Annotated in this window: 26 protein-coding genes; 5 read left to right on the forward strand and 21 right to left on the reverse strand. The window is 66.6% G+C overall.

All coding sequences use genetic code 11. The features are described 5' to 3' along the window. Positions 1-5: 5 nt before the first annotated feature. Both DID98_RS20650 and imuA read right to left on the reverse strand, forming a co-directional pair. Positions 6-1,502, reverse strand: a complete 1,497-nt coding sequence (locus DID98_RS20650; protein ID WP_124571325.1) for a DNA polymerase Y family protein — start codon at positions 1,500-1,502, stop codon at positions 6-8. Further along, positions 1,435-2,142 (reverse strand): translesion DNA synthesis-associated protein ImuA, encoded by a 708-nt coding sequence (gene imuA, locus DID98_RS20655; RefSeq protein ID WP_124571326.1) that lies wholly within the window; start codon positions 2,140-2,142, stop codon positions 1,435-1,437. The genes DID98_RS20650 and imuA overlap by 68 nt, the downstream gene beginning before the upstream one ends. A gap of 292 nt (positions 2,143-2,434) precedes the next feature. Here imuA and DID98_RS20660 point away from each other — a divergent pair, with 292 nt between their 5' ends. Then, complete coding sequence (locus DID98_RS20660; RefSeq protein ID WP_044848207.1) at positions 2,435-2,743, forward strand: VF_A0006 family four-cysteine protein; 309 nt, start codon at positions 2,435-2,437, stop codon at positions 2,741-2,743. A 100-nt stretch (positions 2,744-2,843) separates the two neighbouring features. Here DID98_RS20660 and DID98_RS20665 read toward each other — a convergent pair whose 3' ends face one another. The 3 genes from DID98_RS20665 to DID98_RS20675 all read right to left on the reverse strand — a co-directional run bounded on the left by DID98_RS20665 (position 2,844) and on the right by DID98_RS20675 (position 4,878). Then, a complete protein-coding gene (locus DID98_RS20665) occupies positions 2,844-3,176 on the reverse strand; it encodes a DUF1493 family protein (protein WP_124571327.1) in 333 nt (110 codons plus the stop codon). After that, positions 3,170-3,625 carry an STM2901 family protein gene (locus DID98_RS20670; protein ID WP_124571328.1) on the reverse strand — a complete coding sequence of 152 codons (456 nt, stop codon included), beginning with the start codon at positions 3,623-3,625 and terminating at the stop codon, positions 3,170-3,172. The genes DID98_RS20665 and DID98_RS20670 overlap by 7 nt, the downstream gene beginning before the upstream one ends. A gap of 437 nt (positions 3,626-4,062) precedes the next feature. Next, complete coding sequence (locus tag DID98_RS20675) at positions 4,063-4,878, reverse strand: MetQ/NlpA family ABC transporter substrate-binding protein (protein WP_044848208.1); 816 nt, start codon at positions 4,876-4,878, stop codon at positions 4,063-4,065. Between the two features lie 242 nt (positions 4,879-5,120). On the opposite strand from DID98_RS20675, the gene DID98_RS20680 reads away from it, so the two are divergent. Further along, positions 5,121-5,411 carry a YciI family protein gene (locus DID98_RS20680; RefSeq protein ID WP_044848209.1) on the forward strand — a complete coding sequence of 97 codons (291 nt, stop codon included), beginning with the start codon at positions 5,121-5,123 and terminating at the stop codon, positions 5,409-5,411. A gap of 158 nt (positions 5,412-5,569) precedes the next feature. On the opposite strand, the gene DID98_RS20685 is transcribed toward DID98_RS20680, so the two are convergent. The 5 genes from DID98_RS20685 to DID98_RS20705 are packed head-to-tail and all read right to left on the reverse strand — an operon-like array spanning position 5,570 to position 9,652. Beyond that, positions 5,570-6,187, reverse strand: a complete 618-nt coding sequence (locus DID98_RS20685; RefSeq protein ID WP_124486528.1) for an SCO family protein — start codon at positions 6,185-6,187, stop codon at positions 5,570-5,572. An 18-nt stretch (positions 6,188-6,205) separates the two neighbouring features. Then, positions 6,206-7,108 (reverse strand): heme o synthase, encoded by a 903-nt coding sequence (cyoE, locus tag DID98_RS20690; RefSeq protein ID WP_006477738.1) that lies wholly within the window; start codon positions 7,106-7,108, stop codon positions 6,206-6,208. Between the two features lie 8 nt (positions 7,109-7,116). Further along, entirely contained in the window at positions 7,117-8,229 is a 1,113-nt protein-coding gene (locus tag DID98_RS20695; protein WP_124571329.1) for a heme A synthase, read from the reverse strand. A 25-nt stretch (positions 8,230-8,254) separates the two neighbouring features. Further along, entirely contained in the window at positions 8,255-8,881 is a 627-nt protein-coding gene (locus tag DID98_RS20700) for a cytochrome C oxidase subunit I (protein WP_124571330.1), read from the reverse strand. A 60-nt stretch (positions 8,882-8,941) separates the two neighbouring features. Beyond that, on the reverse strand, positions 8,942-9,652 hold the full coding sequence (locus tag DID98_RS20705) for an SURF1 family protein (RefSeq protein ID WP_260428100.1): 711 nt from the start codon (positions 9,650-9,652) through the stop codon (positions 8,942-8,944). Positions 9,653-9,736: 84 nt separating this feature from the next. On the opposite strand from DID98_RS20705, the gene DID98_RS20710 reads away from it, so the two are divergent. After that, positions 9,737-9,946 (forward strand): twin transmembrane helix small protein, encoded by a 210-nt coding sequence (locus DID98_RS20710; RefSeq protein WP_044848213.1) that lies wholly within the window; start codon positions 9,737-9,739, stop codon positions 9,944-9,946. 186 nt (positions 9,947-10,132) lie between these two features. Here the strand turns inward: DID98_RS20710 and DID98_RS20715 are convergent, their stop codons facing one another. From DID98_RS20715 to DID98_RS20745, 8 genes are all read right to left on the reverse strand, one after another. Then, positions 10,133-10,990 carry a cytochrome c oxidase subunit 3 gene (locus DID98_RS20715; RefSeq protein WP_044848214.1) on the reverse strand — a complete coding sequence of 286 codons (858 nt, stop codon included), beginning with the start codon at positions 10,988-10,990 and terminating at the stop codon, positions 10,133-10,135. 138 nt (positions 10,991-11,128) lie between these two features. Then, a complete protein-coding gene (locus tag DID98_RS20720) occupies positions 11,129-11,329 on the reverse strand; it encodes a DUF2970 domain-containing protein (protein WP_006760730.1) in 201 nt (66 codons plus the stop codon). A 16-nt stretch (positions 11,330-11,345) separates the two neighbouring features. After that, entirely contained in the window at positions 11,346-11,954 is a 609-nt protein-coding gene (locus DID98_RS20725; protein ID WP_044848216.1) for a cytochrome c oxidase assembly protein, read from the reverse strand. Between the two features lie 37 nt (positions 11,955-11,991). Next, on the reverse strand, positions 11,992-12,132 hold the full coding sequence (locus DID98_RS35890) for a cytochrome oxidase small assembly protein (RefSeq protein WP_027789063.1): 141 nt from the start codon (positions 12,130-12,132) through the stop codon (positions 11,992-11,994). A 91-nt stretch (positions 12,133-12,223) separates the two neighbouring features. Next, the gene (gene ctaD / locus DID98_RS20730; protein ID WP_044848217.1) at positions 12,224-13,831 is read right to left on the reverse strand and encodes a cytochrome c oxidase subunit I; all 1,608 of its coding nucleotides are present in this window, start codon (positions 13,829-13,831) and stop codon (positions 12,224-12,226) included. 43 nt (positions 13,832-13,874) lie between these two features. Continuing rightward, on the reverse strand, positions 13,875-15,470 hold the full coding sequence (coxB, locus tag DID98_RS20735) for a cytochrome c oxidase subunit II (protein WP_124486532.1): 1,596 nt from the start codon (positions 15,468-15,470) through the stop codon (positions 13,875-13,877). A 56-nt stretch (positions 15,471-15,526) separates the two neighbouring features. After that, entirely contained in the window at positions 15,527-16,048 is a 522-nt protein-coding gene (locus tag DID98_RS20740; RefSeq protein ID WP_044848219.1) for a DUF2244 domain-containing protein, read from the reverse strand. Between the two features lie 195 nt (positions 16,049-16,243). Beyond that, on the reverse strand, positions 16,244-17,209 hold the full coding sequence (locus DID98_RS20745; RefSeq protein ID WP_044848220.1) for a methyltransferase domain-containing protein: 966 nt from the start codon (positions 17,207-17,209) through the stop codon (positions 16,244-16,246). A gap of 83 nt (positions 17,210-17,292) precedes the next feature. Between DID98_RS20745 and DID98_RS20750 the strand changes: the two genes are divergently transcribed. Beyond that, positions 17,293-18,105 (forward strand): ComF family protein, encoded by an 813-nt coding sequence (locus DID98_RS20750; protein WP_124571332.1) that lies wholly within the window; start codon positions 17,293-17,295, stop codon positions 18,103-18,105. A gap of 106 nt (positions 18,106-18,211) precedes the next feature. After that, positions 18,212-18,682: a tRNA (uridine(34)/cytosine(34)/5-carboxymethylaminomethyluridine(34)-2'-O)-methyltransferase TrmL gene (gene trmL, locus DID98_RS20755; RefSeq protein ID WP_044848221.1), complete on the forward strand. Its 471-nt coding sequence runs from the start codon at positions 18,212-18,214 to the stop codon at positions 18,680-18,682. 44 nt (positions 18,683-18,726) lie between these two features. Here the strand turns inward: trmL and DID98_RS20760 are convergent, their stop codons facing one another. The 3 genes from DID98_RS20760 to secB form a co-directional block, all read right to left on the reverse strand. Continuing rightward, positions 18,727-19,251, reverse strand: a complete 525-nt coding sequence (locus DID98_RS20760; RefSeq protein WP_124571333.1) for an O-acetyl-ADP-ribose deacetylase — start codon at positions 19,249-19,251, stop codon at positions 18,727-18,729. 106 nt (positions 19,252-19,357) lie between these two features. Further along, entirely contained in the window at positions 19,358-20,356 is a 999-nt protein-coding gene (locus DID98_RS20765) for an NAD(P)H-dependent glycerol-3-phosphate dehydrogenase (RefSeq protein ID WP_044848223.1), read from the reverse strand. 26 nt (positions 20,357-20,382) lie between these two features. Then, on the reverse strand, positions 20,383-20,865 hold the full coding sequence (gene secB / locus DID98_RS20770) for a protein-export chaperone SecB (protein WP_014895954.1): 483 nt from the start codon (positions 20,863-20,865) through the stop codon (positions 20,383-20,385). Positions 20,866-20,876 lie beyond the last annotated feature (11 nt).

Here is a 20,876-nt window from a genome sequence, read left to right on the forward strand (position 1 = left end):
GCCGCTCACCCGAACAGGCCGTGCAGGAACCAGTGCGGTTCGGCCTCGCTCCTCGCCCGCTCCCTGAACACCCAATAGCACGCGCCCTCTTCGTCCTGCGCGACGCAATAATCGCGCGCCACGTGCTGACCGTCGAACCACCCTGCCTCGATCCGTTCGGGTGACGACATCATTCTCAGCGGCGTATGAAATACCGGCCGTTCCCCGCGCATCAGCAGCGGCAGCGGTTCGGCCAGCAGCCACGCGGGACGCGGCGGCGCAGCCGGCAGTCCGTCAGCCGGCTTGCCCGCCGGTGCATCGAGCGGCAGCCAGCGGTTCGCGGCCTCGGGCCGATAGTCGGCCACCGGCGCCGCGCGCAGCACGTTATCCGCGCCGAGCCGCGCGACCAGCAGTTCGAACAGCCGCGCGCGCGTCTCGCGCGTGCCGCCCGGCTCGGGGAAGAGATCGTCGGCCGGCGGTGCGACCGATTCGACGCGCGTGGCCTTCAGCCGCACCGCGATCACCGCGGCCGGCAACTCGACGCGTGCGAGCCGCTCGCCGAGCAGCCGCATGAAGTGCGTCTCGTCGCGCACGGGCGCGGCGAACGCGAGTTCGAGCGGCGTCGGCGGCACCGCCTGGCGGCCGCGCTCGTGCTCGAGATCGAGCGTCATCGCGGCCAGCGACAGCTGCCGCGCGGCCAGCCACCCGCAGAGCTGCACGACGAGCCGCCGCGCGGCGAACAGCACGGCTTCCGCGTATTCGACGCGCTCCGGCAATTCGAGCCGCACGTCGAACACGGGCGGCACCGCCATCCACGCGAGCGGCTCGACCGCATCACCGTACGCACGATCGAGCGCGGCCAGCAGCGCGGGACCGCAGCGCCGCTGCAGCCCCGCGCGCGGCAGGCGGCGCAGATCGGCGAGCGTGCGGCAGCCGAGGCCGTCGAACCAGCCCGCATACGGGCGCGCGTCGGGCAGCAGCACGCACGGCAAGCGATCGAGCGTACGAACGAGCGAAGCCGGCCCGGCCACGCGGCGCCGGCTGCGCGCACGCGCCGACGTGCGCGCGAGCAGCCACGCGCCGCGCCCGGTCGGCGCGGCGGACAGGCGCGCCGCATAGCCGAGCGCCGCAAGCGTCGCGCGCACCTGGCGGCACAGCGACGGCAGGCCGCCGAACAGGCGCAGGCTCGGGCCGACGTCGACGATCAGCGTCGCTTCGTCGTCGAGCGCAACGCACGGCGAGAAGCGCAGCAACGCGAGCGCGACCGCGCGCAGCGCATCGGCCTCGCGGGCGGGATCGCGTTCGACGAGCCGCGTGTCGGGCGAAAGCGTCAGCACGCCGCCGCGCTTCATGCCCGCGCGCACGCCCTGCCGGCGCGCGGGCGGGTCGGCAATCAGCACGACACCCTGCTCGAGCACCGCGCAGCCTGCGTCGTCTGCGTCGTCCGCCGCGCCGTCAGACGGCGGCGGGGCGCACACGTCGAGCGGCAGGCGCGGCAGATGGATGCCGAGCAAGACGCGCATAGCGGCTCTCCACGATGGGCGACGGCAAATCGAGCGCGAGCGGCTCGCCGCGCGCGGGCCCGCGACGCTTGACGATGTCGAGCGACACGCCGCCCGGCACCGGATGCAGCGCGACGCGCAGCACGGCCGGCGACGGCTGTTTGGCCGCCGACAGCGGGCGCAGCATCACGAACAGCGTGTCGCCGGTGCGCGCGGCCGCGAGATGCAGGCGGCGCAGCGCATCGGGCCGCGCGTCCTGCCAGAGCAGCAGCGCACCGCAGCAGCCGGTCCTGAGCGCCTGCTCGGCGGCCCACAACGCATCGGTACGGCTGCCGGCGCGCAGCCACAGCAGCGCGTCGGCCGGCACGCCGAGCGCGGCCAGCGCGGTCGCATGCGGCGACTGCGGCGGCGCGACGAGCGCGAGCGGCCGCCGCGCGCTGACGGTGCGCGCGAGCGCCGGCGCGAGCAGCCGCATCTCGCCGCAGCCCGGCTGCGCGGCCAGCAGTTCGACGAGCCCGCCGACCGGCCAGCCGCCGCCCGGCAGCTCGGCGGACAGCGGCGCGAAACCCGTGTCGATCGTGCGCGAATCGCCGCGCGCGAGCTGCGAGCCGCGCCAGAGCGATGGATGAAGGGATTCGGGAGAAATGGAGGATGCGAGCATGACGCCACCCACAACTGTATGGATATACAGTATATGGCAATGCGCTCGCGTCGCACAGTACTGGTACGAAACCGGCCTTTTCGTCCGAGAAAAGCGCGGGAAAAGCCGGCGCCCCCGTCATGTGACGGCGCGCCGTCCCGGGCGCGGCTGGCTCGTGTCGGCGGAACGACCGCCGCCGCAATCCTCCGGCTCCGAAGCGACGCCGGCGCACCGCCCCGGCGCAACGCGTCAGCCGCTCTTGCCGCTTTACGTTATGCTGTCCGCCGACCCGATCCACACCATCGGAGGGCCTATGAAACGGGGGATCCGTGCGATCGCATGCGCGGCCGTCGCGCTGGCGCTGCCGGGTGCGGCATTCGCGCTGACCGACGGCTACGCGCAATACGACGACTGCATGCTGGGCGCGCTGCGCGAGAGTCGCAACGGCGTGGCCGCGCAGCTGATCCAGCGCTCGTGCGACGCGCTGTACCGCAACAACGCGATGCTGCTGCCGCGCGAGCGGCGCTTCCACGAGTGCGTCGTGCAGTCGCTGCCGGGCGTACGCGACAACTACGCGATCCAGCAGATCATGGCGATCTGCTCGCGGCGCGGCGAGATGTGAGGGGGTAGCGCGTGTCAGCCGACGCTGGACCTGCCGCGCCTCTAAAGGAGTCGGCACGATGCCGCCGCCCGGACACAGACAAATGCAAAGCGGTGAGCAGTCAGCTGTAGAGCCAGTGCCCAGCCTTGGCCGATGCAATCAACATTCGGACGTTCAGGTCCGGAACATGATGAACGACTCTTTTCTTGAACGGATTGATCAAGTCAAGAAATGAAGAGTCCTCTTCGGGGTAATATTTTTTAATGTCGAATCTACTCATATCGACACCAAACTCCTCCGAATACTCCTTCATCATTTCTCCGACTTCAGCAGCATCAAAGCCCAGGTCAACATCCAGATCGGTATTTTCGGTTATATCCACATTCCTCGACAACATGGAGAAGCCAATCCTCTTCTTCACGAAGTCAACTACTTCATCCTCAATGTCTACCATAACCTGTCACCCTCCCTCGCGACCCTATTGTAATGATTAGCTGCCTTATGAGCGATAATACAAATGTCACTCGCGAGAATTACCCAGCCTGCGACGGGTATCGTTCTCCCCACAAAAGTGCCGATGTTCCTCACCATCTTGACTTTCAGATCCTTCACCGGCCCGCCCCCCAGGGTGGGCAACTTAAGACCAAACGGAAACTGCGCCTTCTGAAAAACCCTTCTCGAAAACTGGCTTGCACGCGAGGTCCCTTTTATTGCTCCGCCGGGTTTCACACGGGTCGATAAATTGTTTTTACCAAGCAGAATCATGCCAACCGACACCGCATCGTCGACACCCAACTGATTCATGGATTCGTCGACCATTATCCAGAAGAACAATTCCCCGGCAGTCAGATTATCCATTCCATAATAATAGTAAACGCCGCCCAACTTTTCGGCCGCCCCCATTCAATATCCTCGCGTGTAATTTCCAGAACTGTTTTTCAGTCTAACGAAGACATATGGCTACCGCGCGGACAAATTCCTGCCGATCTTCCGGCCGTTCTCTATGCAACGACGGTGGAATATCCCGCGAAACTTTTGTCATGCGGCTCGACGTGAGCAATGACGGGGCACAGCGGGATACCGGCTCGAGAAAAGGCATACCGGTTCCGCACTCGAGCAACGACGCACCGGCTCGATGGCAACGTAACAGACCGTTACCAGACGGCGCTTACCAGCGAGTACGCAGCAATTGCGTTGTGTGATCTTCCCTGCGCTGGCGAATCTCGGGCATGTTAAAGCCAGCGAGGCGGCGCCTGCGCAGCGTCAATAGAACATCCCTCACCGCACAAACAAAAAAGGCCTGCGCACATGCAGGCCTTCGTTCGGTCAATCGATCGCGTTCAGAACGACGCGACCATCGAGCCCTTGAACTGCTTCTTGATGAACTCCCGCACTTCCGCCGACTGGTACGCCTTGACCAGCTTCTTCACCCACGGCTGATCCTTGTCCTTCGCGCGCACGGCGATCAGGTTCGCATACGGGCTCGTCAGCGATTCGAGCGCGATCGCGTCCTTGGTCGGCTGCAGGTTCGCGGCGAGCGCGTAGTTCGTGTTGATCACGGCGGCGTCGACGTCCGACAGCACGCGCGGCAGTTGCGCGGCGTCGAGCTCGGAAATCTTCAGCTTCTTCGGGTTCTCGGCGATGTCGAGCACCGTCGCGTTGTTGCCGCCCGTGCCGGCGCCCGTCTTCAGCTTGATCACGCCTTGCGTCTGCAGCAGCAGCAGCGCGCGGTTCTCGTTCGACGGATCGTTCGGCACCGCGAGCTTCGCGCCTTGCGGCAGGTCCTTCAGCGCCTTGAACTTCTTCGAGTACACGCCGATCGGCGAGATGTAGGTCAGGCCCGCGCTGACGATCTTGTAGCCGCGCTGCTTCACCTGGCTGTCGAGGTAGGGCTGGTGCTGGAAGCTGTTCGCGTCGAGGTCGCCCGAGTCGAGCGCCGCGTTCGGCTGCACGTAGTCGTTGAACTCGATGACCTTCACGTTCAGGCCTTCCTTCTCCTTCGCGACCTTCTGCACGACCTGCCACACTTCCGCATCCGGGCCGGCCACCGTGCCGACCTTGATGACCTTGTCCTCGGCGTGCGCGCCCGCCGACAGCGTCAGCGCGGCACCGGTGGCCAGCACGGAAAATACCTTCAGGAGACTGCGACGCTTCATCTGTTTCTCGCTTTCTTGCTAACTGAAAATGGGGCGCGATACGGGTATCCCCGGACTCGCAGGAAGGGGCAAATGGTGTCACAGGATCGGCCGGAAGTGAAATACATCCCGCTCATATGGGTATGCACGGCGGTGCTGGTGGACGATGCGCGACGACGGCCGGCACGACAGGGAACGGCCGCTGTGCTAAAAAGACCGGCCGACCGGCACACCACGCGCCGGCGACAATTCCAGGGCCATCCATGTACGTCATCGACATCCATTACAACGCATCGCTCGAGCGCATCGACGATGCACTCGAACGCCACCGCGCGTATCTTCAGCCGCTGTTCGAGCGCGGCATCTTCATCGCGGCGGGGCCGAAGGTACCGCGCGAAGGCGGCGTGATCCTCGCTGCCCGCATCGACCGCGACGAACTGGACGCGATCCTCGAGACCGATCCGTTCGTGACCGAAGGGCTCGCGACGTATCGCGTGACGGAATTCCGGATCACGCGTGCCGCGCAAGGCTTCAACGTGCCGGCGCTGCCGTAACGCGCGCAAGCGCATCAGCGCCCGAATGTTCATACGCAGCCGCCCCGCGAGGCGGCGCATGCAGATCGAGGGGGAGAAGGAGGAATGCGTGACGGCGCGTCGCGGCCGTCACGCGTAGCGCCAGGCGAGCGCCCGGGCGAACCTGCGGCGTACGCCGTTCAGTCGACCAGCAGCTTCAGGTCGTGGACCCACGGGCCGGGGCCCTGGCCGTCGCGCACGAACAGGCGCAGCTTGCCGTCGCGATCGAACACGTAGCTCGCGGCGGTGTGATCCATCGTGTAGCTGCCGGGCGTCTTGCCGGGCACCTTCGCGTAGTACACGCGGAAATCCTTTGTAACCTTCTTGAGCTGCGCCTCGTCGGCCGGCCGCAGGCCGATGAACGACGGATCGAACGCAGGCACGTACTGGCCGAGCAGCGCGGGCGTGTCACGCTCCGGATCGATGGTGACGAACAGCACCTGCACACGCTTCGCGGCATCGGGGCCGAGCTGCTTCAGCGCTTCGGACAGTTCGGCCATCGTCGTCGGACATACGTCCGGGCAGTGCGTATAGCCGAAGAACACCACGACCGCCCGGCCCTTGAAGTCGCCGAGCGTGCGCACCTTGCCCGCCGTATCCGGCAGCGAGAAATCGCTGCCGAACTGCGTGTTGCCGGTGATGTCGAGATTCTGGAATTTCGGCGCGTTGTCGCAGCCGGCGAGCAGCGTGGCTGCCGCGAATGCGCACGCGAGCATCCAGCCTTGGCGCGCGCGGCGCCCGAACCATGAATGGAGCATTGCGTTCAAACCGTGCGGTTACACGCCGAGCAGCGGGCGCGCATAGTGATCGACGAGCAGCGCGGCGAACAGCAGCGACAGGTAGACGATCGAGTAACGGAAAGCCTTGCGGGCGAGTTCGTCCGAATAGTCGCGATGGATCTTCCACGCATACGCGAGGAACACCGCGCCGAGCAGCACCGCGCTCGTCAGGTAGACGGCGCCGCTCATCCCGGAGATGAACGGCATCAGCGTGACCGCGAACAGGATCACCGTGTACAGCAGGATGTGCAGCCGCGTGAACTTCTCGCCGTGCGTGACGGGCAGCATCGGCAGGCCCGCGTTTTCGTAGTCCTTGCGGCGATAGAGCGCCAGCACCCAGAAATGCGGCGGCGTCCACACGAAGATGATCAGCACGAGGATCCACGCGTCGCCGGGCACCGCGCCGGTGACCGCGGCCCAGCCGAGCGCCGGCGGCATCGCGCCCGATGCGCCGCCGATCACGATGTTCTGCGGCGTCATCGGCTTGAGCAGCAGCGTGTAGATCACCGCGTAGCCGACGAACGTCGCGATCGTCAGCCACATCGTCAGCGGGTTCGTGAAGGTATAGAGCGTCCATGCGCCGACGCTGCCCAGCACGGCCGAGAACAGCAGGATCTGCGGAGTCGTGATCTCGCCGCGCGCGGACGGACGCCACGCGGTACGGCGCATCATCGCGTCGATCTTCTGCTCGACGAGGCAGTTGATCGCGAACGCGGCGCCGGCCAGCAGCCAGATGCCGACCGTGCCGCCGATCAGCACATGCCACGGCACCATGCCCGGCGTCGCGAGAAACATGCCGATCACCGCGCAGAACACCGCGAGCTGCGTGACACGCGGCTTCGTCAGCGCCATGTACTGCGAGAACCGGCTACCGGGCGATTGGGAAAGGGTGCTTTGCATGGGGACGGTCACGCCGGGGCGGCGTCGCGCGCGGGCTGCACGACACGGCCGGGGCGGCTTGAAAGGATGCGAAAGTTTAACATGACGACGAGCAGCAGCAGGATCGCGGCACCGCCGTTGTGCGCGACGGCGACCGGCAGCGGCCACTGCAGCACGATGTTGGTCAGGCCCGTCAGGAACTGCAGCAGAACCACCAGCAGCACGCCGTTCGCGGGCCGGCGCAGCGACTCGAAGCGGCGCATCCTCAGCGCGAACGCGACCAGGTATGCGACGACGACGAACGCGAACGTGCGGTGGGTCCAGTGGATCGCGACCAGCGCGTCCTGCGTGATCGCGTCGCCGTCCTTCGTCATGCCGAGCGCGCGCCACAGATGGAAGCCCTGGCCGAAGTTCATCGGCGGCATCCACTGACCGTTGCAGGTCGGGAAGTCGGTACACGCGAGCACCGCGTAGTTGGTGCTCACCCAGCCGCCGAGCGCGATCTGCACGACCAGCAGCACCAGTGCCGCGAGCGCGGCCGTGCGGTAGCGGCCGGCCTCCGGGTCATGCGACGGCAGCGGCGTCTGCCGCGCCGCGAGCCAGCCGAGCGTGCCGAGCAGCATGAGGCCGAGCAGCAGGTGGGTCGTGACGATCACCGGCTGCAACTTCATCGTGACCGTCCACGCGCCGAACACGCCCTGCACGACGATCAGCAGCAAGAGGCTCGTCGGCCACCACGGCGACACGTGCAGCGGGCGGCGGCGCAGCCGCGCGGACCAGGCGATCACGACCTGCGCGATGATCAGCACGCCGATCGCCATCGCGAAATAGCGGTGGATCATCTCGATCCATGCCTTCGTCATGCTGACGGGGCCGGTCGGCATCGCCTGGTGCGCGGCCGTGATCGCGGCGTGCGCGATGAACGGCGACGACGTGCCGTAGCAGCCGGGCCAGTCGGGGCAGCCGAGGCCCGAATCGGTCAGCCGCGTGAAGCCGCCGAACATCACCAGGTCGAGGGTCAGGAACGTGGTGATCCACACCAGCTTGCGGAACTTGTCGTCGTCGGCCTTCACCCACACGTACGACAGCGGCAGCAGCGCGATGCAGAGGCCGATCAGGCCGAGTTGCAGTAGATACGACATCGAATGGTTGCCTCGTCGTCTCGCCTTAGCCGATGCTCGACCACTTCAGCAGCTTGGTCACGTCCGACTTGATCTTGCTGGGATTCGGGTCCTTCGGGAAACGCATCATCAGGTTGCCGTTCGGATCGACCATGTAGAGGTGGTCGCTGTCCTTCGTGCCGGCGTCGGCCGGCAGCCATGCAGCCACCGCGGCCGGATCGGCGACCAGCCGGCGCGTGTCCGGATAGGCTTCCAGAACCTTCTGCGGAATCGCGTCCGCATCGCTGCGCAGCCACACCATCGTGATCCGGTGCCGCTCGCCCGCCTGCGTGACGCGGATCTGGCGCATGAAGTAGAGCTTTTGCGCGCATGCATCGTCGCACGCGCTGCGGTCGGTCATCACGAACAGCCACACGCCGCGCAGCGACGACAGCGGCACCGTCTTGCCGGTTTCGTCGGTGACCTGCAGGTCGGCCGGGATCGGCCGCTGCGGCTCGATCAGCGTGCCGTAGTTGGTCGAGCCACCCTTCGGCTTGATCACGTAATAGGTGAAGTACGACGCGATGATCGGCGCCGCGCACACGAGACCCAGCAGCACGAGCATCCAGCGGCCGCGCTTGCGGGCCGCGGGCGAGATCGGCGCGGCGGCCGGACCCTGACGGGAAGATTGCATGGACAAATCAGACCTCTCGAAACGAACCCGCGGCGCGTGCGCCGCGTCCTGCCATGGCGCTCACGCGCCGGCCGACTTCTTCGCCGCACGCCGCGCGGCGTACAGGCCGAAGCCGAGCGCGACCGCCGCCATGGCCCACCACTGAAACATGTAACCGTAATTGCGCTCGACGCCGGTCGTCGCCGCCGGCCAGTCGCGCACGAGCTTGTCGCCGTCGTCGCTCGTCTGCTGGATCACGAACGGCTGCAGCGGCAGCCCCGTTTCCTTCGCATACGCGGCGACGTCCAGGTTCTGCCGGATCTTCTGGTGCGCGGCCGAGCCACCTTCGCCGAGCTCGAACGCGCGCGACGCGTCGGCGCGCGCGATGCCTTCGATCTCGATCTCTCCGTCGGGCGTCGGGAACGGCTCGATCGCCGTGCGATCGGCGATGTTGCGCGGCAGCCAGCCGCGGTTCACCAGCACGGCGCCGCCGCCCGTGAGTTTAAACGGCATCACGACGTAAAAACCCGGCTGGTCGTTATACGGCCGATTGTCGAGGAACACCGCCTGCTCCGGCAGGAAGCGGCCCTTCGCCCGCACGCGGTGGAACTCGATCGACGCGAGCGGAATCGGCTGCGCACCGACGTCGACGGGCACCGCGTGCTCGTAACGCACGACGTTCGCCTGCAGCGCTTCCTTCTGGTGCGCGCGGTCGCGCTGCCAGAACCCGAGGCGAATCGTGACCGCGACGACGACGAGAATCAGCAGCGCAGGCAGCCAGCGGATCTTCATCGGGCCACCCGCGAGGCGCCTTCGCGAAAGCGAAGTGCGATAATTATCCTCTTCCTTTCGAATTGCCGTCGTCCGGTTCGTGACATGCACATCCTCGTTCCCATCGCCTTCGTCCTCATCGTCGCCAGCATGGGCTCGGCGCTCTACTTCATGATGCAAGACCGCGGCCATACGAAACGCATGGTGTGGTCGCTTGCCACCCGTGTCGGGCTGTCGATCTCGCTGTTCCTGTTCATCCTGTTCGCGAACTGGATGGGCTGGATCCATTCGACCGGCCTGCCGATCGGGCGTTGATGCCTTCACCGCGCCGGCCTCTGTAATCGCTGTGACATTTCGCCGCACAGCGGCGCTACCAAGCAAAAGCGCCGCCTGACTGAGTCGCGGCGGCGCCGGATTGGCGTTGAGCGCAAGCAGCCGGCCGCTGCCCCGTCCCCGCCAATGAAAACGGCCCGCGCATCGCTGCGCGGGCCGTTGTTGCATTTACAGCCAGTAGACGACGACGTACAGGCCGAGCCAGACGACGTCGACGAAGTGCCAGTACCACGCGGCGCCTTCGAATGCGAAGTGGTGATCAGGCTTGAAGTGGCCGCGGATCATCCGCACCAGCACCACCGCGAGCATCGTGCCGCCGAGGAACACGTGGAAGCCGTGGAAGCCCGTCAGCAGGAAGAACGTCGAGCCGTACACGCCCGAATTCAGCGTCAGGTTCAGTTCGTTGTACGCGTGGTAGTACTCGAAGCCCTGCGTGAACAGGAAGCAGACGCCGAGCACGAGCGTCGCGGCCAGCCACGCGATCGCCTTGTTGCGATGATTGTCGCGCAGCGCGTGGTGCGACACCGTCAGCGTCGCGCCCGACGACAGCAGCAGCGCCGTGTTCAGCGTCGGGATCGGCCACGGGCCCATCGTCTTGAAGTGACCGGCGAGCGCGGCCGGGCCTTCGTTCGGCCACACGGCGGAGAAATCCGGCCAGATCAGCTTGTAGTCGAGGCTGCCGAGCTGGTGCAGCGCGATTTCGCGCGCGTAGAACAGCGCGCCGAAGAATGCGCCGAAGAACATGACTTCGGAGAAGATGAACCAGCTCATGCTCCAGCGGTACGACTTGTCGACGTTCTTGCCGTAATGACCGCCTTCCGACTCGGCGATCGAATCGCCGAACCAGTGGTACAGCGTGAAGAGCAACCACAGCAGGCCAAGCAGCGCCGTGTACGGAGCCCAGTCGTGACCGTTGATCCACAGCGCCACCGACGCGAGCATGACCAGCAGGCCGCAGGCCGCGCTGATCGGATGCTGCGACGGATGCGGCACGAAATAGTACGGGGTCTGGTTTTGACCGCTCATGCTTGATTCTCCACTTCAGTCCAATTTGTGTACCGGAAACCGCTCCGGCTTTATTTCTTGCACGGCACGACCGCCGCCGCTCTTTCCCGCACGCAGCGCCCGGGCGCTACGCACTGCATTCTTTCGTGGCCGCGAGCCTCAGCCCACGACCGCACGCACGATCAGGATCAGCACGCCGATGAACACACCGGCCGCGATCAACGCGACGATCAGCACGTGCAGCGGATTGAGCTGCGTCGCGTCGGCCTCCAGGTCGCGCCGCTTGCGCACCCCGAAGAACGACCACAACACCGCTCGCAACGCCTGGCCGAACGACCCGCTCCGCTTGGTCTCTGTCACTGCCCCGTCTCCGTCGTCATGCGTCCGGCTTCGCGTCGCCCTGCGCCGCCGTCTTGCGCGGTGCCGGCGCCGGCGCGGCCGGCGTGTTCAGCTCGAAGAACGTGTACGACAGCGTGATCGTCTTCACGTCCTTCGGCAGCTTCGGATCGATCACGAACACCACCTGCATCTTGCGCGACTCGTTCGCAGCCAGCGTCTGCTGCGTGAAGCAAAAACACTCGATCTTCTTGAAGAACTCCGTCGCCTGCTTCGGCGCGTAGCTCGGAATCGCCTGCGCCACCACCGGCCGGCCCTGCCCGTTGGTCACGTCGTACACGATCGTCGTCAGCTCGCCCGGATGCACGTCGAGGCTGTTGCGCTCCGGCTTGAAACCGAGCGGGCCGCGCGCATTCGCATCGAACTCGACCGACACCGTGCGGCTCATGTCGACCTGCGAGTTCTTCACCTCGCGTTCGCTGACATCGCGCTGCACCAGGTTGTTGATGCCGGTGATCTGGCAGATCGCGCGATACATCGGAATCAGCGCGAAGCCGAAGCCGAACATCAGTCCGGCCACGACGAAGAGCTTCACCAGCATCGAACGATTGAATGCGCGATCGACGGCGCCCTCTTCCGGCTTCGACATACGACGACTTCCTCGCTACTGCGTCAGTTACTGCATATCAGTGAGTGGACAGCCACCACTGCTTGATCACGACACCCACAAAAAAAACGGCGGCGATGACGAGCAGGATGAGGCCGAGCCGCTTGTTGCCCGCGCGAATCTGCTCGGGCGTTCGTCTTTGTTGTGGATTCCGGTTCATCTGAAACTTCGCTGAAACTTCGCTGAAACATCGATTCGGCGCCCGCCGCGCCTGCCTGCGCGGCAGGCAGCGGCGGAACGCCGGGTGAAACTTATTCGACGTGCGGCGGTTGCTCGAACGTGTGGAAGGGAGCCGGGCTCGGCACCGTCCACTCGAGGCCCGTCGCGCCATCCCACGGCTTGTCCGACGCCTTTTCCAGGTCGCCGCCGCCACGGTAGGCCGGCAGCGCGACCGCGAACAGGAAGTACACCTGCGCGAGGCCGAAGCCGAATGCGCCGATCGTCGCCACCTGGTTGAAGTCCGTGAACTGCGCCGGGTAGTCCGCATAACGACGCGGCATGCCCGCGAGACCGACGAAGTGCATCGGGAAGAACGTCAGGTTGAAGAAGATCATCGACGACCAGAAGTGGATCTTGCCGCGCGTCTCGTTGTACATCCAGCCCGTCCACTTCGGCGCCCAGTAGTACCAGCCCGAGAACAGCGCGAACAGGGAGCCTGCCACCAGCACGTAGTGGAAGTGCGCCACCACGAAGTAGGTGCCGTGGTACTGGATGTCGAGCGGCGCCATCGCCAGCATCAGGCCCGTCAGGCCGCCGAACGTGAACACGAACAGGAAGCCGATCGCGAACAGCATCGGGGTCTCGAACGTCATCGAGCCGCGCCACATCGTCGCGAGCCAGTTGAACACCTTCACGCCCGTCGGCACCGCGATCAGCATCGTCGCGTACATGAAGAACAGCTGGCCGGTGACCGGCATGCCCGTCGCGAACATGTGGTGCGCCCAGACCATGAACGACAGGATCGCGATCGACGCCGTCGCATACACCATCGAGCTATAGCCGAACAGCGTCTTGCGTGCGAACGCCGGGATCACCTGCGACACGATCCCGAACGCCGGCAGAATCATGATGTACACCTCGGGGTGGCCGAAGAACCAGAAGATGTGCTGGTACATCACCGGGTCGCCGCCGCCTGCCGCGTTGAAGAACGACGTGCCGAAGTGGCGGTCGAACAGCACCATCGTGATCGCGCCTGCCAGAACCGGCATCACGGCGATCAGCAGGTACGCGGTGATCAGCCAGGTCCATGCGAACATCGGCATCTTCATCAGCGTCATGCCCGGTGCGCGCATGTTCAGGATCGTCACGACGATGTTGATCCCGCCCATGATCGACGACGCGCCCATGATGTGGACCGCGAAGATCGCGAAGTCCATGCCCGGGCCCATCTGCGTCGACAGCGGTGCGTACAGCGTCCAGCCGGCGGCCGTCGCGCCGCCCGGCGCGAAGAACGAACCGACCAGCAGCACGGCCGCGACCGGCAGCAGCCAGAAGCTGAAGTTGTTCATCCGCGCGAACGCCATGTCGGACGCGCCGATCTGCAGCGGAATCATCCAGTTCGCGAAGCCGACGAACGCCGGCATGATCGCGCCGAACACCATGATCAGGCCGTGCATCGTCGTGAGTTCGTTGAAGAACTCCGGACGCATGATCTGCAGGCCCGGCTCGAACAGCTCGGCACGGATGCCGAGTGCCATCACGCCGCCCGACAGGAACATGATGAACGAGAACAGCAGGTACAGCGTACCGATGTCCTTGTGGTTGGTGGCGAACAGCCAGCGCCGCCAGCCGTGCGGCATTTCGTGCGCGTGGTCGTCGTGCGCGTGGTCCGCGGCTACGTCGTGCCCGATGCTAGACATGAGAATCTCCTAATGCGAATACGTCGACTAACTCAGCGACACGTCAAGCCGCCGGCCCGATCTCGACCCGCCGGGCTTCCTTCGCGTCAGCCCCGCCCGTGATCGTTTCCGGCTTTTTGAGAATAATGTGGTCTTCCGCCACGCCTGCTGCCTTCAGCGCGTCGCGCACGGCCTGTGCACGATGCTTGGCCAGTTCGGCGTTCGCGTCGGCCGAGCCCGTCTTGTCGGTGAAACCCGACAGCGCGAGCTTCGCGTCCGGATGTGCCTTCGCATAGTCGGCCGCTGCGGCGATCGCCGCCTTCGCGTCGGCCGGCAGCACGCTCTTGCCCGTTTCGAAGTAGATCGTCGACACAGCCGCCGATGCCGACGCTGCCGCCGGTTGCTCGGCCGCACCCGACGCGGCTTGCGCCGGTGCCGAGGCCGCTTCGGCCGGCGCCGCGGCGCCCGCCACGTCTTCCGGCATCTTGCCGTTGCGCGCGTCGGTCACTTGCTTCGGCTGCAGCAGGTCGTTCTTGTGGTTGCCCCACGAGTTGCGCTCGTACGTGATGACCGATGCGATGTCGAGGTCCGACAGCGACGCCCACGACGGCATCGCACCCTTGCCGTGCAGCACGCGCTCGACGTGGCCGGCGATCGGGCCGTTCACGATCGGGCTGCCGTCCATCGCCGGGAAGGCGCCGAGGCCCTTGCCGTTCACCTGGTGGCAGGCCGCGCAGTTCGCCTTGTAGACTTCCTCGCCGTGCGCGACGAGTTCGGCCATCGTGTAAACCTTGTTCGGATCGACCGACGCGCTGGCCAGCTTGGCCTTCTGCGCGCTCACCCACTTCGCGTAGTCGTCGTCCGACAGCACCACGACCACGACCGGCATGAACGCGTGTTCCTTGCCGCACAGTTCGGTACAGAAGCCGCGGAACGTGCCGACCTTGTCGGCCTTGAACCACGTATCGCGCACGAAGCCGGGGATCGCATCCTGCTTCACGCCGAACGCCGGCACGTACCACGAGTGAACGACGTCGTTCGCGGTCGTGATGATGCGGATCTTCTTGTTGACCGGCACGACGAGCGGGTTGTCGACTTCCTGCAGGTAGGTCTCGGTGATCGGCTTCTTGCCCATCACTTCGTCACGCGGGGTGCTGAGCGTCGACAGGAAGCTGATGCCCTCGCCCGGACCCTTCACGTAGTCGTAGCCCCACTTCCACTGGTAGCCGGTGACCTTGATCGTGAGATCGGCGTTGGTCGTGTCCTTCATCGCGACGACGGCCTTCGTGGCCGGCAGCGCCATCAGCACGACGATGATGAACGGCACGATCGTCCAGATGATTTCGACGGTCGTGCTTTCATGGAAATTGGCGGCCTTGTGGCCTTTGGATTTGCGGTGCGCGAAGATCGAATAGAACATCACGCCGAACACGCCGACGAAGATCACCGTACACAGGATCAGCATCATCGTGTGGAGATCGTAGAGCTCCTCGGCGATCTTCGTGACAGGCGGCTGAAAGTTGATCTCGTTGACGCGGGGGCCGCCCGGGCTATCACCGACCGCCAGAGCCGCGCCGGCAAAGAGCAATCCGCTGCATGCCAGCACGCCCGTGAGGGCTCGCTTGATTGTTTTCATAGCATCCTTACCCAAAATTTCCATTCAAACCCTCCCCCGTCGCAAGGCGCCGGCCTGTTCCGGCCGGTGCCCGCGCCTCGTCAGCCGCAGCGCCTGAGCGACACGCGCAGTTCGTCGGCGAACTGCGCACGCTTGTGCTGCGCGAGATGCTGCCCGATTACGACGGTCTGCCCGCGCGATACCAGTCGAATCGGATCGCGTGGCGTCGCACCCGGCTCGACCCGCACCCAGCGCGGATTGAATTCGATCTGCGTGAGCCGCTCCGCATCCATCCGCTCGATCACGAGCCGGTGCGGAAACAGCCTGATGCGCTCGTAATCGACCGCATGACGGGCATGGATCGCAAACGCGACGCCGACCGCCAGCAATTCGATTCCCGTGAAGGGCATGACGAGCCAGGCCCCCCGCCACATCAGCACTGCCGCGATCACCAGCGAGAAGCCCGCGAGCGACGCGTAAAACAGCACGAACTGGCGCGGCGACACCGAACAGTTGCGTTTCATGAGCCAGTCTTCGAGGACCGGTTCATCGTTCGTCTCCGCCGACACCCTTGCTGCTTCCATCGCCGCCTCACGCGAATGGCATGCGATGCATGCCTGCATCGGACTCGTCGGCCCGTATTGCGGGGACCCCGGGACGACAAGCTGACGCATTATAGGCGGGTTCAATGGCATCCACAAGCAAGCGGCTATCGGCCCGCGAGCCAAGCGCCACAAGCTTCCCGGCCGTTTTTGGCGTCTATTCGACCCCGGTTTGCGCCGCTAATTTCAGACATAACAAAACCCCTCTTTACCGCTTTACCGATTCTTCGGACGCCCCTTTCCGATATCTTCGATGCGCACGATGCCGTGCCCCTCGGCGGTCGTGCGCGGCACGGCCTTCCATGCGTGGCCGTAGATCACCTCGAACGTCAGGGCGATCGTGCCGTCTGCGCGCCGGCGCGCTTCCAGCGCGTCGCCGAGCGCCGCGCGAAAGCGCCGCGCCGCATGCTGCGGCACCGCGCGGTCGAACGGATAGGCGCCCCAGCGGCGCACGTCGGCCAGCAGGGAATCGGGGGTCTTGTACGTGACCGTCAGCACTTCCTGGTCCATCACCGGAATCTCGAAGCCGCTCTCGACGAGCATGTCGCCGAGGTCGTGCATGTCGACGAAATCGACGACGCGCGCGGCCGGCGGCGCGATGCCGAGCGCCGCTTCGGCGTCCGCGCAGGCCGCGCGCAGCTCGCGCAGCGTGTCGGGGCCGAGCGTGCTGAACATCAGCAGGCCGTTCACGCGCAGCACGCGCTGCCATTCAGGGAACACCGTATCGGGACGCGAATGCCAGTGCAGCGCGAGATTCGACCAGATCAGGTCGAACGCGCCGGCCGCGAACGGCAGCACCGAGAAGTCGGCCTGCGCGACGCGCGGGCCGCGCTGGCCCAGCGCCCGGCCGAGCGACGCAGGCAGCCAGCGGCGCCAGCTCGCCTGCTCGACCTCGCGCTGGCCCGCCCGTGCGAGCATCGCGCCGGACAGGTCGACGCCGAACACCGGGGCTTCGGGAAAGCGCGCGCGCAGCGCCGGCAGGTCGTCGCCCGGGCCGCAGCCTGCGTCGAGCACGGCCGCGGGGCTCACCTTGATGTATTCGAGGCGCTCGTTCATCCGCTGCGCGATCTCGCGCGGCAGGAACGCGACCGCGTCGAACGTGGCGGCGCGGCGATCGAAGATCCGCCGCAGACGCCGGGCGTCATTGGCCGGACGGCCGGTTGAAGTCGAAGCTGGAGACATGTCGGGCACACTGGCGAAGAGCCCGAAGTATACTCGCTCGCCTCGTAGCCTTCATCGAGGCGGGGCCGCCAGGAGTGTTCGCGATGGATCGCAGTTCCGCCCCGCGCCCGATGCGCGTCGTTTTGTCGCAGGTTCGCGCGCTGGCCGTGCGCGTCATCGCACTCGCCTTGCCGAATCGGTGCGCGCTGTGCGGCAATTTGTCACATCCGGTGATTTGCAGCGCCTGCGACGCCGCGTACTGGAACGAAGCGCGGCTGCGCTGCGACGTCTGCGCGGTACCGCTGGGCGTCGGGCGGCCGCGGCCGCGCGCAGCCCGCGGCGGGCACGGCGGCGCCGGTTCCGCGTCCGCGTACCGGTGCGAAGCATGCCGCGCGACGCCGCCGCCGTTCGATGCGACGCTCGCGCTCGCCGATTACCGCGCCCCGCTCGACGGGCTCGCGCGCGGCCTGAAGTTTCATGCGCGGCTCGCGCTCGGCGCGGAATTCGCGGCCCGGCTCGCACAGCGGATCGACGACACGGACGCGCTGCGCGCCACCGGCGGCTTCGACGTGATCGCACCGGTGCCGTTGTCGCACGGGCGGCTCGTCGCGCGCGGCTACAACCAGGCGTGGGCGATCGCGCGGCCGCTCGCGCGCCGGCTCGGCGTGCGCGCCGATGCGGCGCTGCTGGCACGCGTGGCCGAAACCGCGCCGCAGTCGCGGCTCGACCGGCGCGCGCGGCGCGACAACGTGCTCGCGGCGTTCGCGGTGGCGGGCGACCTCACCGGCCGCCACGTGGCACTCGTCGACGACGTGATGACGTCCGGCGCGACGCTCGCGGCGGCCGCGCAGGCATTGAAGGCGGCGGGCGCCGCACGCGTGACGAATCTGGTTGCGCTGCGCACCGCGAGGGATTAATTAGATAGAGAGGCCGGCCACCCGCGCGCGGCGCCGGCCGTCACGAACCGGCCGGCCGGGACGAGTGCACGTCGCTCCGTCCCGGCCGGCCCAGCCAGACCCAACCATGTTCAACGTCGTCCTCGTCGCCCCCGAAATTCCGCCGAACACCGGCAACGTGATCCGCCTGTGTGCCAATACCGGCGCGCGCCTGCATTTGATCGAGCCGCTCGGCTTTCCGCTCGACGACGCGAAGATGCGCCGCGCGGGCCTCGACTATCACGAGTACGCGGAAATGCGCGTGCATCGCGACTGGGACGCGTTCGTAGCGACCGAAGCACCCGATCCCGCGCGGATGTTCGCGTTCACGACCCGTGGCTCGGGCCGCTTCCATGACCATGCATTCGTGCCGGGCGACTGGTTCGTGTTCGGCTCGGAAACACGCGGCCTGCCGGCCGAGGTGCTCGAACGCTTCGCGAACGAACAGCGCGTACGCCTGCCGATGCGGCCGGGCAACCGCAGCCTGAACCTGTCGAACACGGTGGCGGTGGTCGTGTTCGAGGCGTGGCGCCAGGCCGGCTTCGAAGGCGGCGCCTGACGCGCCCGCCCGGGCCACGCCGCGCGGCCGGATCCGCTCACGCGCTAGATACGCGCGAGCCGCGCGCGATACACGTCGTAGATGTCGGATGAAAAGCACGCGAACACCACGCGTGCGAGGTTCGGCGCCTGCGGCAGCATTTCGGCGACCGTGCCGACCGCGATGTCGACGGCCTCCTCGGCCGGATAGCGGTACACGCCGCAGCTGATGGCCGGGAATGCGATCGAGGTTGCCGCAACCTCCTCGGCCAGCTCGATCGCACGCCGGTAGCATGCCGCGAGTAGCTCGGGCTCGCCGCGCCCGCCGCCGTGCCACACCGGGCCGACCGCATGAATCACGTACCGGGCCGGCAGCCCGTGGCCGCGCGTGAGCTTCGCGTCGCCGGTCTCGCAGCCGCCGAGCGTGCGGCACTCGGCGAGCAGGCCCGGGCCGGCCGCGCGATGGATCGCGCCGTCGACCCCGCCGCCGCCGAGCAGTGAACCGTTCGCAGCATTGACGATCACGTCGACGTCGAGCGTCGTGATGTCGACGCGTTGCGCGTCGAGCGTGGTGGAACCGATCTGCAGCATGACACCCTCCCGAAACGCCGGAGACGGTTCAAGCGTAGTGCGCTTTGGCGCCGCCCGCTTTGCGCGAGCGCGCCCGGCCGCAAAAAATCGGTGTGATTCGTCGGCGTTATTCGGCGCGCGCGTCGCGCCGCAGCAGGCCGCTGACCGCATCGCGCGGTGCGACGCCGTCGAACAGCACACCGCACACGGCTTCGGTGATCGGCATTTCGATCGCCTGCGCGCGCGCGAGCGCGAGCACGGCCTGTGCGCAGCGCACGCCTTCGGCCACATGGCCGAGCGCGCCGAGGATGTCGTTCAGCGAGCGGCCGGCCGCCAGCTGCAGGCCGACCGTGCGATTGCGCGACAGGTCGCCCGTCGCGGTGAGGATCAGGTCGCCGAGGCCCGTGAGGCCCGTGAAGGTCTCCGCGCGGCCGCCGAGCGCGACGCCGAGCCGCGACATTTCGGCGAGACCGCGCGTGACCAGCGCGGCGCGCGCGTTCAGCCCGAGGCCGAGGCCGTCGGCGATGCCGGTCGCGATCGCCAGCACGTTCTTCACCGCGCCGCCGACCTCGACGCCGACCACGTCGTCACCCGTATAGATCCGCATCGCGCCGTGATGGAACGCGGCCAGCGTGCGCTCGCGGCATTCGGCGGACGTGCTCGCGACCGTCAGCGCGACGGGCAGCGCGAGCCCGACCTCGCGGGCGAAGCTCGGCCCCGACAGCACGCCGTTGCTGTGCTGCCCCGGCAGCTCGGCCGCGATCACCTGGTGCGGCAGCAGATGCGTGTCGGCCTCGAAGCCCTTGCAGACCCACACGACATGCGCGGGCACGCAGCCCGCGTCGCGCATCGCGCCGAACAGCGTGCGCAGCCCGGCCACGGGTGCTGCGATCACGCACAGTGCGTCGTCCGCGGCGCCGTGCGCGAGCGCCGCGCCGAGATCGGCGTCGTAGCGCAGCGCATCGGGCAGCGCGATGCCGTCCAGATAGCGGGAATTTTCGTGCCGGGCCTGCAGCCCGGCGATCAGCGCGGCGTCGCGCGCCCAGAGAAGCGTATCGTGCCGCGCGGCCAGATGGCCCGCGAGCGCGGTGCCCCAGGCACCGGCGCCGAGAACGGCTACTTTCATACCCAGCACCGGTCCGGAGTGAAACGTCAGTTCAGCGTCGTGCCGTTCGGCGCGCCTGCCGCACCGGCCTGCTGCTGCTGAAGCTGCGCGAGACGCTGCTCGTACAGCGCCTGGAAGTTGATTTCCGCCAGGTGGATCGGCGGGAAGCCCGCACGCGTGATCGCGTCGGCGATGTTCGAGCGCAGGTACGGGAACAGGATCGTCGGGCAGGCGATGCCGACGAGCGGGTCGAGCTGTTCGTCGGGAATGTTGCGAATGTCGAAAATGCCGGCCTGCTTCGCTTCGATCAGGAATGCGACCTTGTCCTTCACCTTCGCGGTGACGGTGCCCGACACGACGACTTCGAAGACGCTTTCCGCGAGACGTTCGGCCTTGACGTCGACTTCGACTTCAACCGACGGCATGTCCTGCTCGAGGAAGATCGCCGGCGAATTCGGCTGCTCGAGCGACATATCCTTCAGGTAGACGCGCTGGATGTTGAAGAACGGTTGGTTTTCGACGTCGGACATGGTGTTTCCCT

The organism is Burkholderia sp. Bp8984, from assembly GCF_003853755.1.
Lineage (GTDB): Bacteria > Pseudomonadota > Gammaproteobacteria > Burkholderiales > Burkholderiaceae > Burkholderia.

Excerpts from the sequence above, each read along its gene's own strand:
- DID98_RS20650 (WP_124571325.1), bottom strand. The coding sequence starts at position 1,502 with ATGCGCGTCTTGCTCGGCATCCATCTGCCGCGCCTGCCGCTCGACGTG.
- imuA (WP_124571326.1), bottom strand. The coding sequence starts at position 2,142 with ATGCTCGCATCCTCCATTTCTCCCGAATCCCTTCATCCATCGCTCTGG.
- DID98_RS20660 (WP_044848207.1), top strand. The coding sequence starts at position 2,435 with ATGAAACGGGGGATCCGTGCGATCGCATGCGCGGCCGTCGCGCTGGCG.
- DID98_RS20665 (WP_124571327.1), bottom strand. The coding sequence starts at position 3,176 with ATGGTAGACATTGAGGATGAAGTAGTTGACTTCGTGAAGAAGAGGATT.
- DID98_RS20670 (WP_124571328.1), bottom strand. The coding sequence starts at position 3,625 with ATGGGGGCGGCCGAAAAGTTGGGCGGCGTTTACTATTATTATGGAATG.
- DID98_RS20675 (WP_044848208.1), bottom strand. The coding sequence starts at position 4,878 with ATGAAGCGTCGCAGTCTCCTGAAGGTATTTTCCGTGCTGGCCACCGGT.
- DID98_RS20680 (WP_044848209.1), top strand. The coding sequence starts at position 5,121 with ATGTACGTCATCGACATCCATTACAACGCATCGCTCGAGCGCATCGAC.
- DID98_RS20685 (WP_124486528.1), bottom strand. The coding sequence starts at position 6,187 with ATGCTCCATTCATGGTTCGGGCGCCGCGCGCGCCAAGGCTGGATGCTC.
- cyoE (WP_006477738.1), bottom strand. The coding sequence starts at position 7,108 with ATGCAAAGCACCCTTTCCCAATCGCCCGGTAGCCGGTTCTCGCAGTAC.
- DID98_RS20695 (WP_124571329.1), bottom strand. The coding sequence starts at position 8,229 with ATGTCGTATCTACTGCAACTCGGCCTGATCGGCCTCTGCATCGCGCTG.
- DID98_RS20700 (WP_124571330.1), bottom strand. The coding sequence starts at position 8,881 with ATGCAATCTTCCCGTCAGGGTCCGGCCGCCGCGCCGATCTCGCCCGCG.
- DID98_RS20705 (WP_260428100.1), bottom strand. The coding sequence starts at position 9,652 with ATGAAGATCCGCTGGCTGCCTGCGCTGCTGATTCTCGTCGTCGTCGCG.
- DID98_RS20710 (WP_044848213.1), top strand. The coding sequence starts at position 9,737 with ATGCACATCCTCGTTCCCATCGCCTTCGTCCTCATCGTCGCCAGCATG.
- DID98_RS20715 (WP_044848214.1), bottom strand. The coding sequence starts at position 10,990 with ATGAGCGGTCAAAACCAGACCCCGTACTATTTCGTGCCGCATCCGTCG.
- DID98_RS20725 (WP_044848216.1), bottom strand. The coding sequence starts at position 11,954 with ATGTCGAAGCCGGAAGAGGGCGCCGTCGATCGCGCATTCAATCGTTCG.
- DID98_RS35890 (WP_027789063.1), bottom strand. The coding sequence starts at position 12,132 with ATGAACCGGAATCCACAACAAAGACGAACGCCCGAGCAGATTCGCGCG.
- ctaD (WP_044848217.1), bottom strand. The coding sequence starts at position 13,831 with ATGTCTAGCATCGGGCACGACGTAGCCGCGGACCACGCGCACGACGAC.
- coxB (WP_124486532.1), bottom strand. The coding sequence starts at position 15,470 with ATGGAAATTTTGGGTAAGGATGCTATGAAAACAATCAAGCGAGCCCTC.
- DID98_RS20740 (WP_044848219.1), bottom strand. The coding sequence starts at position 16,048 with ATGCAGGCATGCATCGCATGCCATTCGCGTGAGGCGGCGATGGAAGCA.
- DID98_RS20745 (WP_044848220.1), bottom strand. The coding sequence starts at position 17,209 with ATGTCTCCAGCTTCGACTTCAACCGGCCGTCCGGCCAATGACGCCCGG.
- DID98_RS20750 (WP_124571332.1), top strand. The coding sequence starts at position 17,293 with ATGGATCGCAGTTCCGCCCCGCGCCCGATGCGCGTCGTTTTGTCGCAG.
- trmL (WP_044848221.1), top strand. The coding sequence starts at position 18,212 with ATGTTCAACGTCGTCCTCGTCGCCCCCGAAATTCCGCCGAACACCGGC.
- DID98_RS20760 (WP_124571333.1), bottom strand. The coding sequence starts at position 19,251 with ATGCTGCAGATCGGTTCCACCACGCTCGACGCGCAACGCGTCGACATC.
- DID98_RS20765 (WP_044848223.1), bottom strand. The coding sequence starts at position 20,356 with ATGAAAGTAGCCGTTCTCGGCGCCGGTGCCTGGGGCACCGCGCTCGCG.
- secB (WP_014895954.1), bottom strand. The coding sequence starts at position 20,865 with ATGTCCGACGTCGAAAACCAACCGTTCTTCAACATCCAGCGCGTCTAC.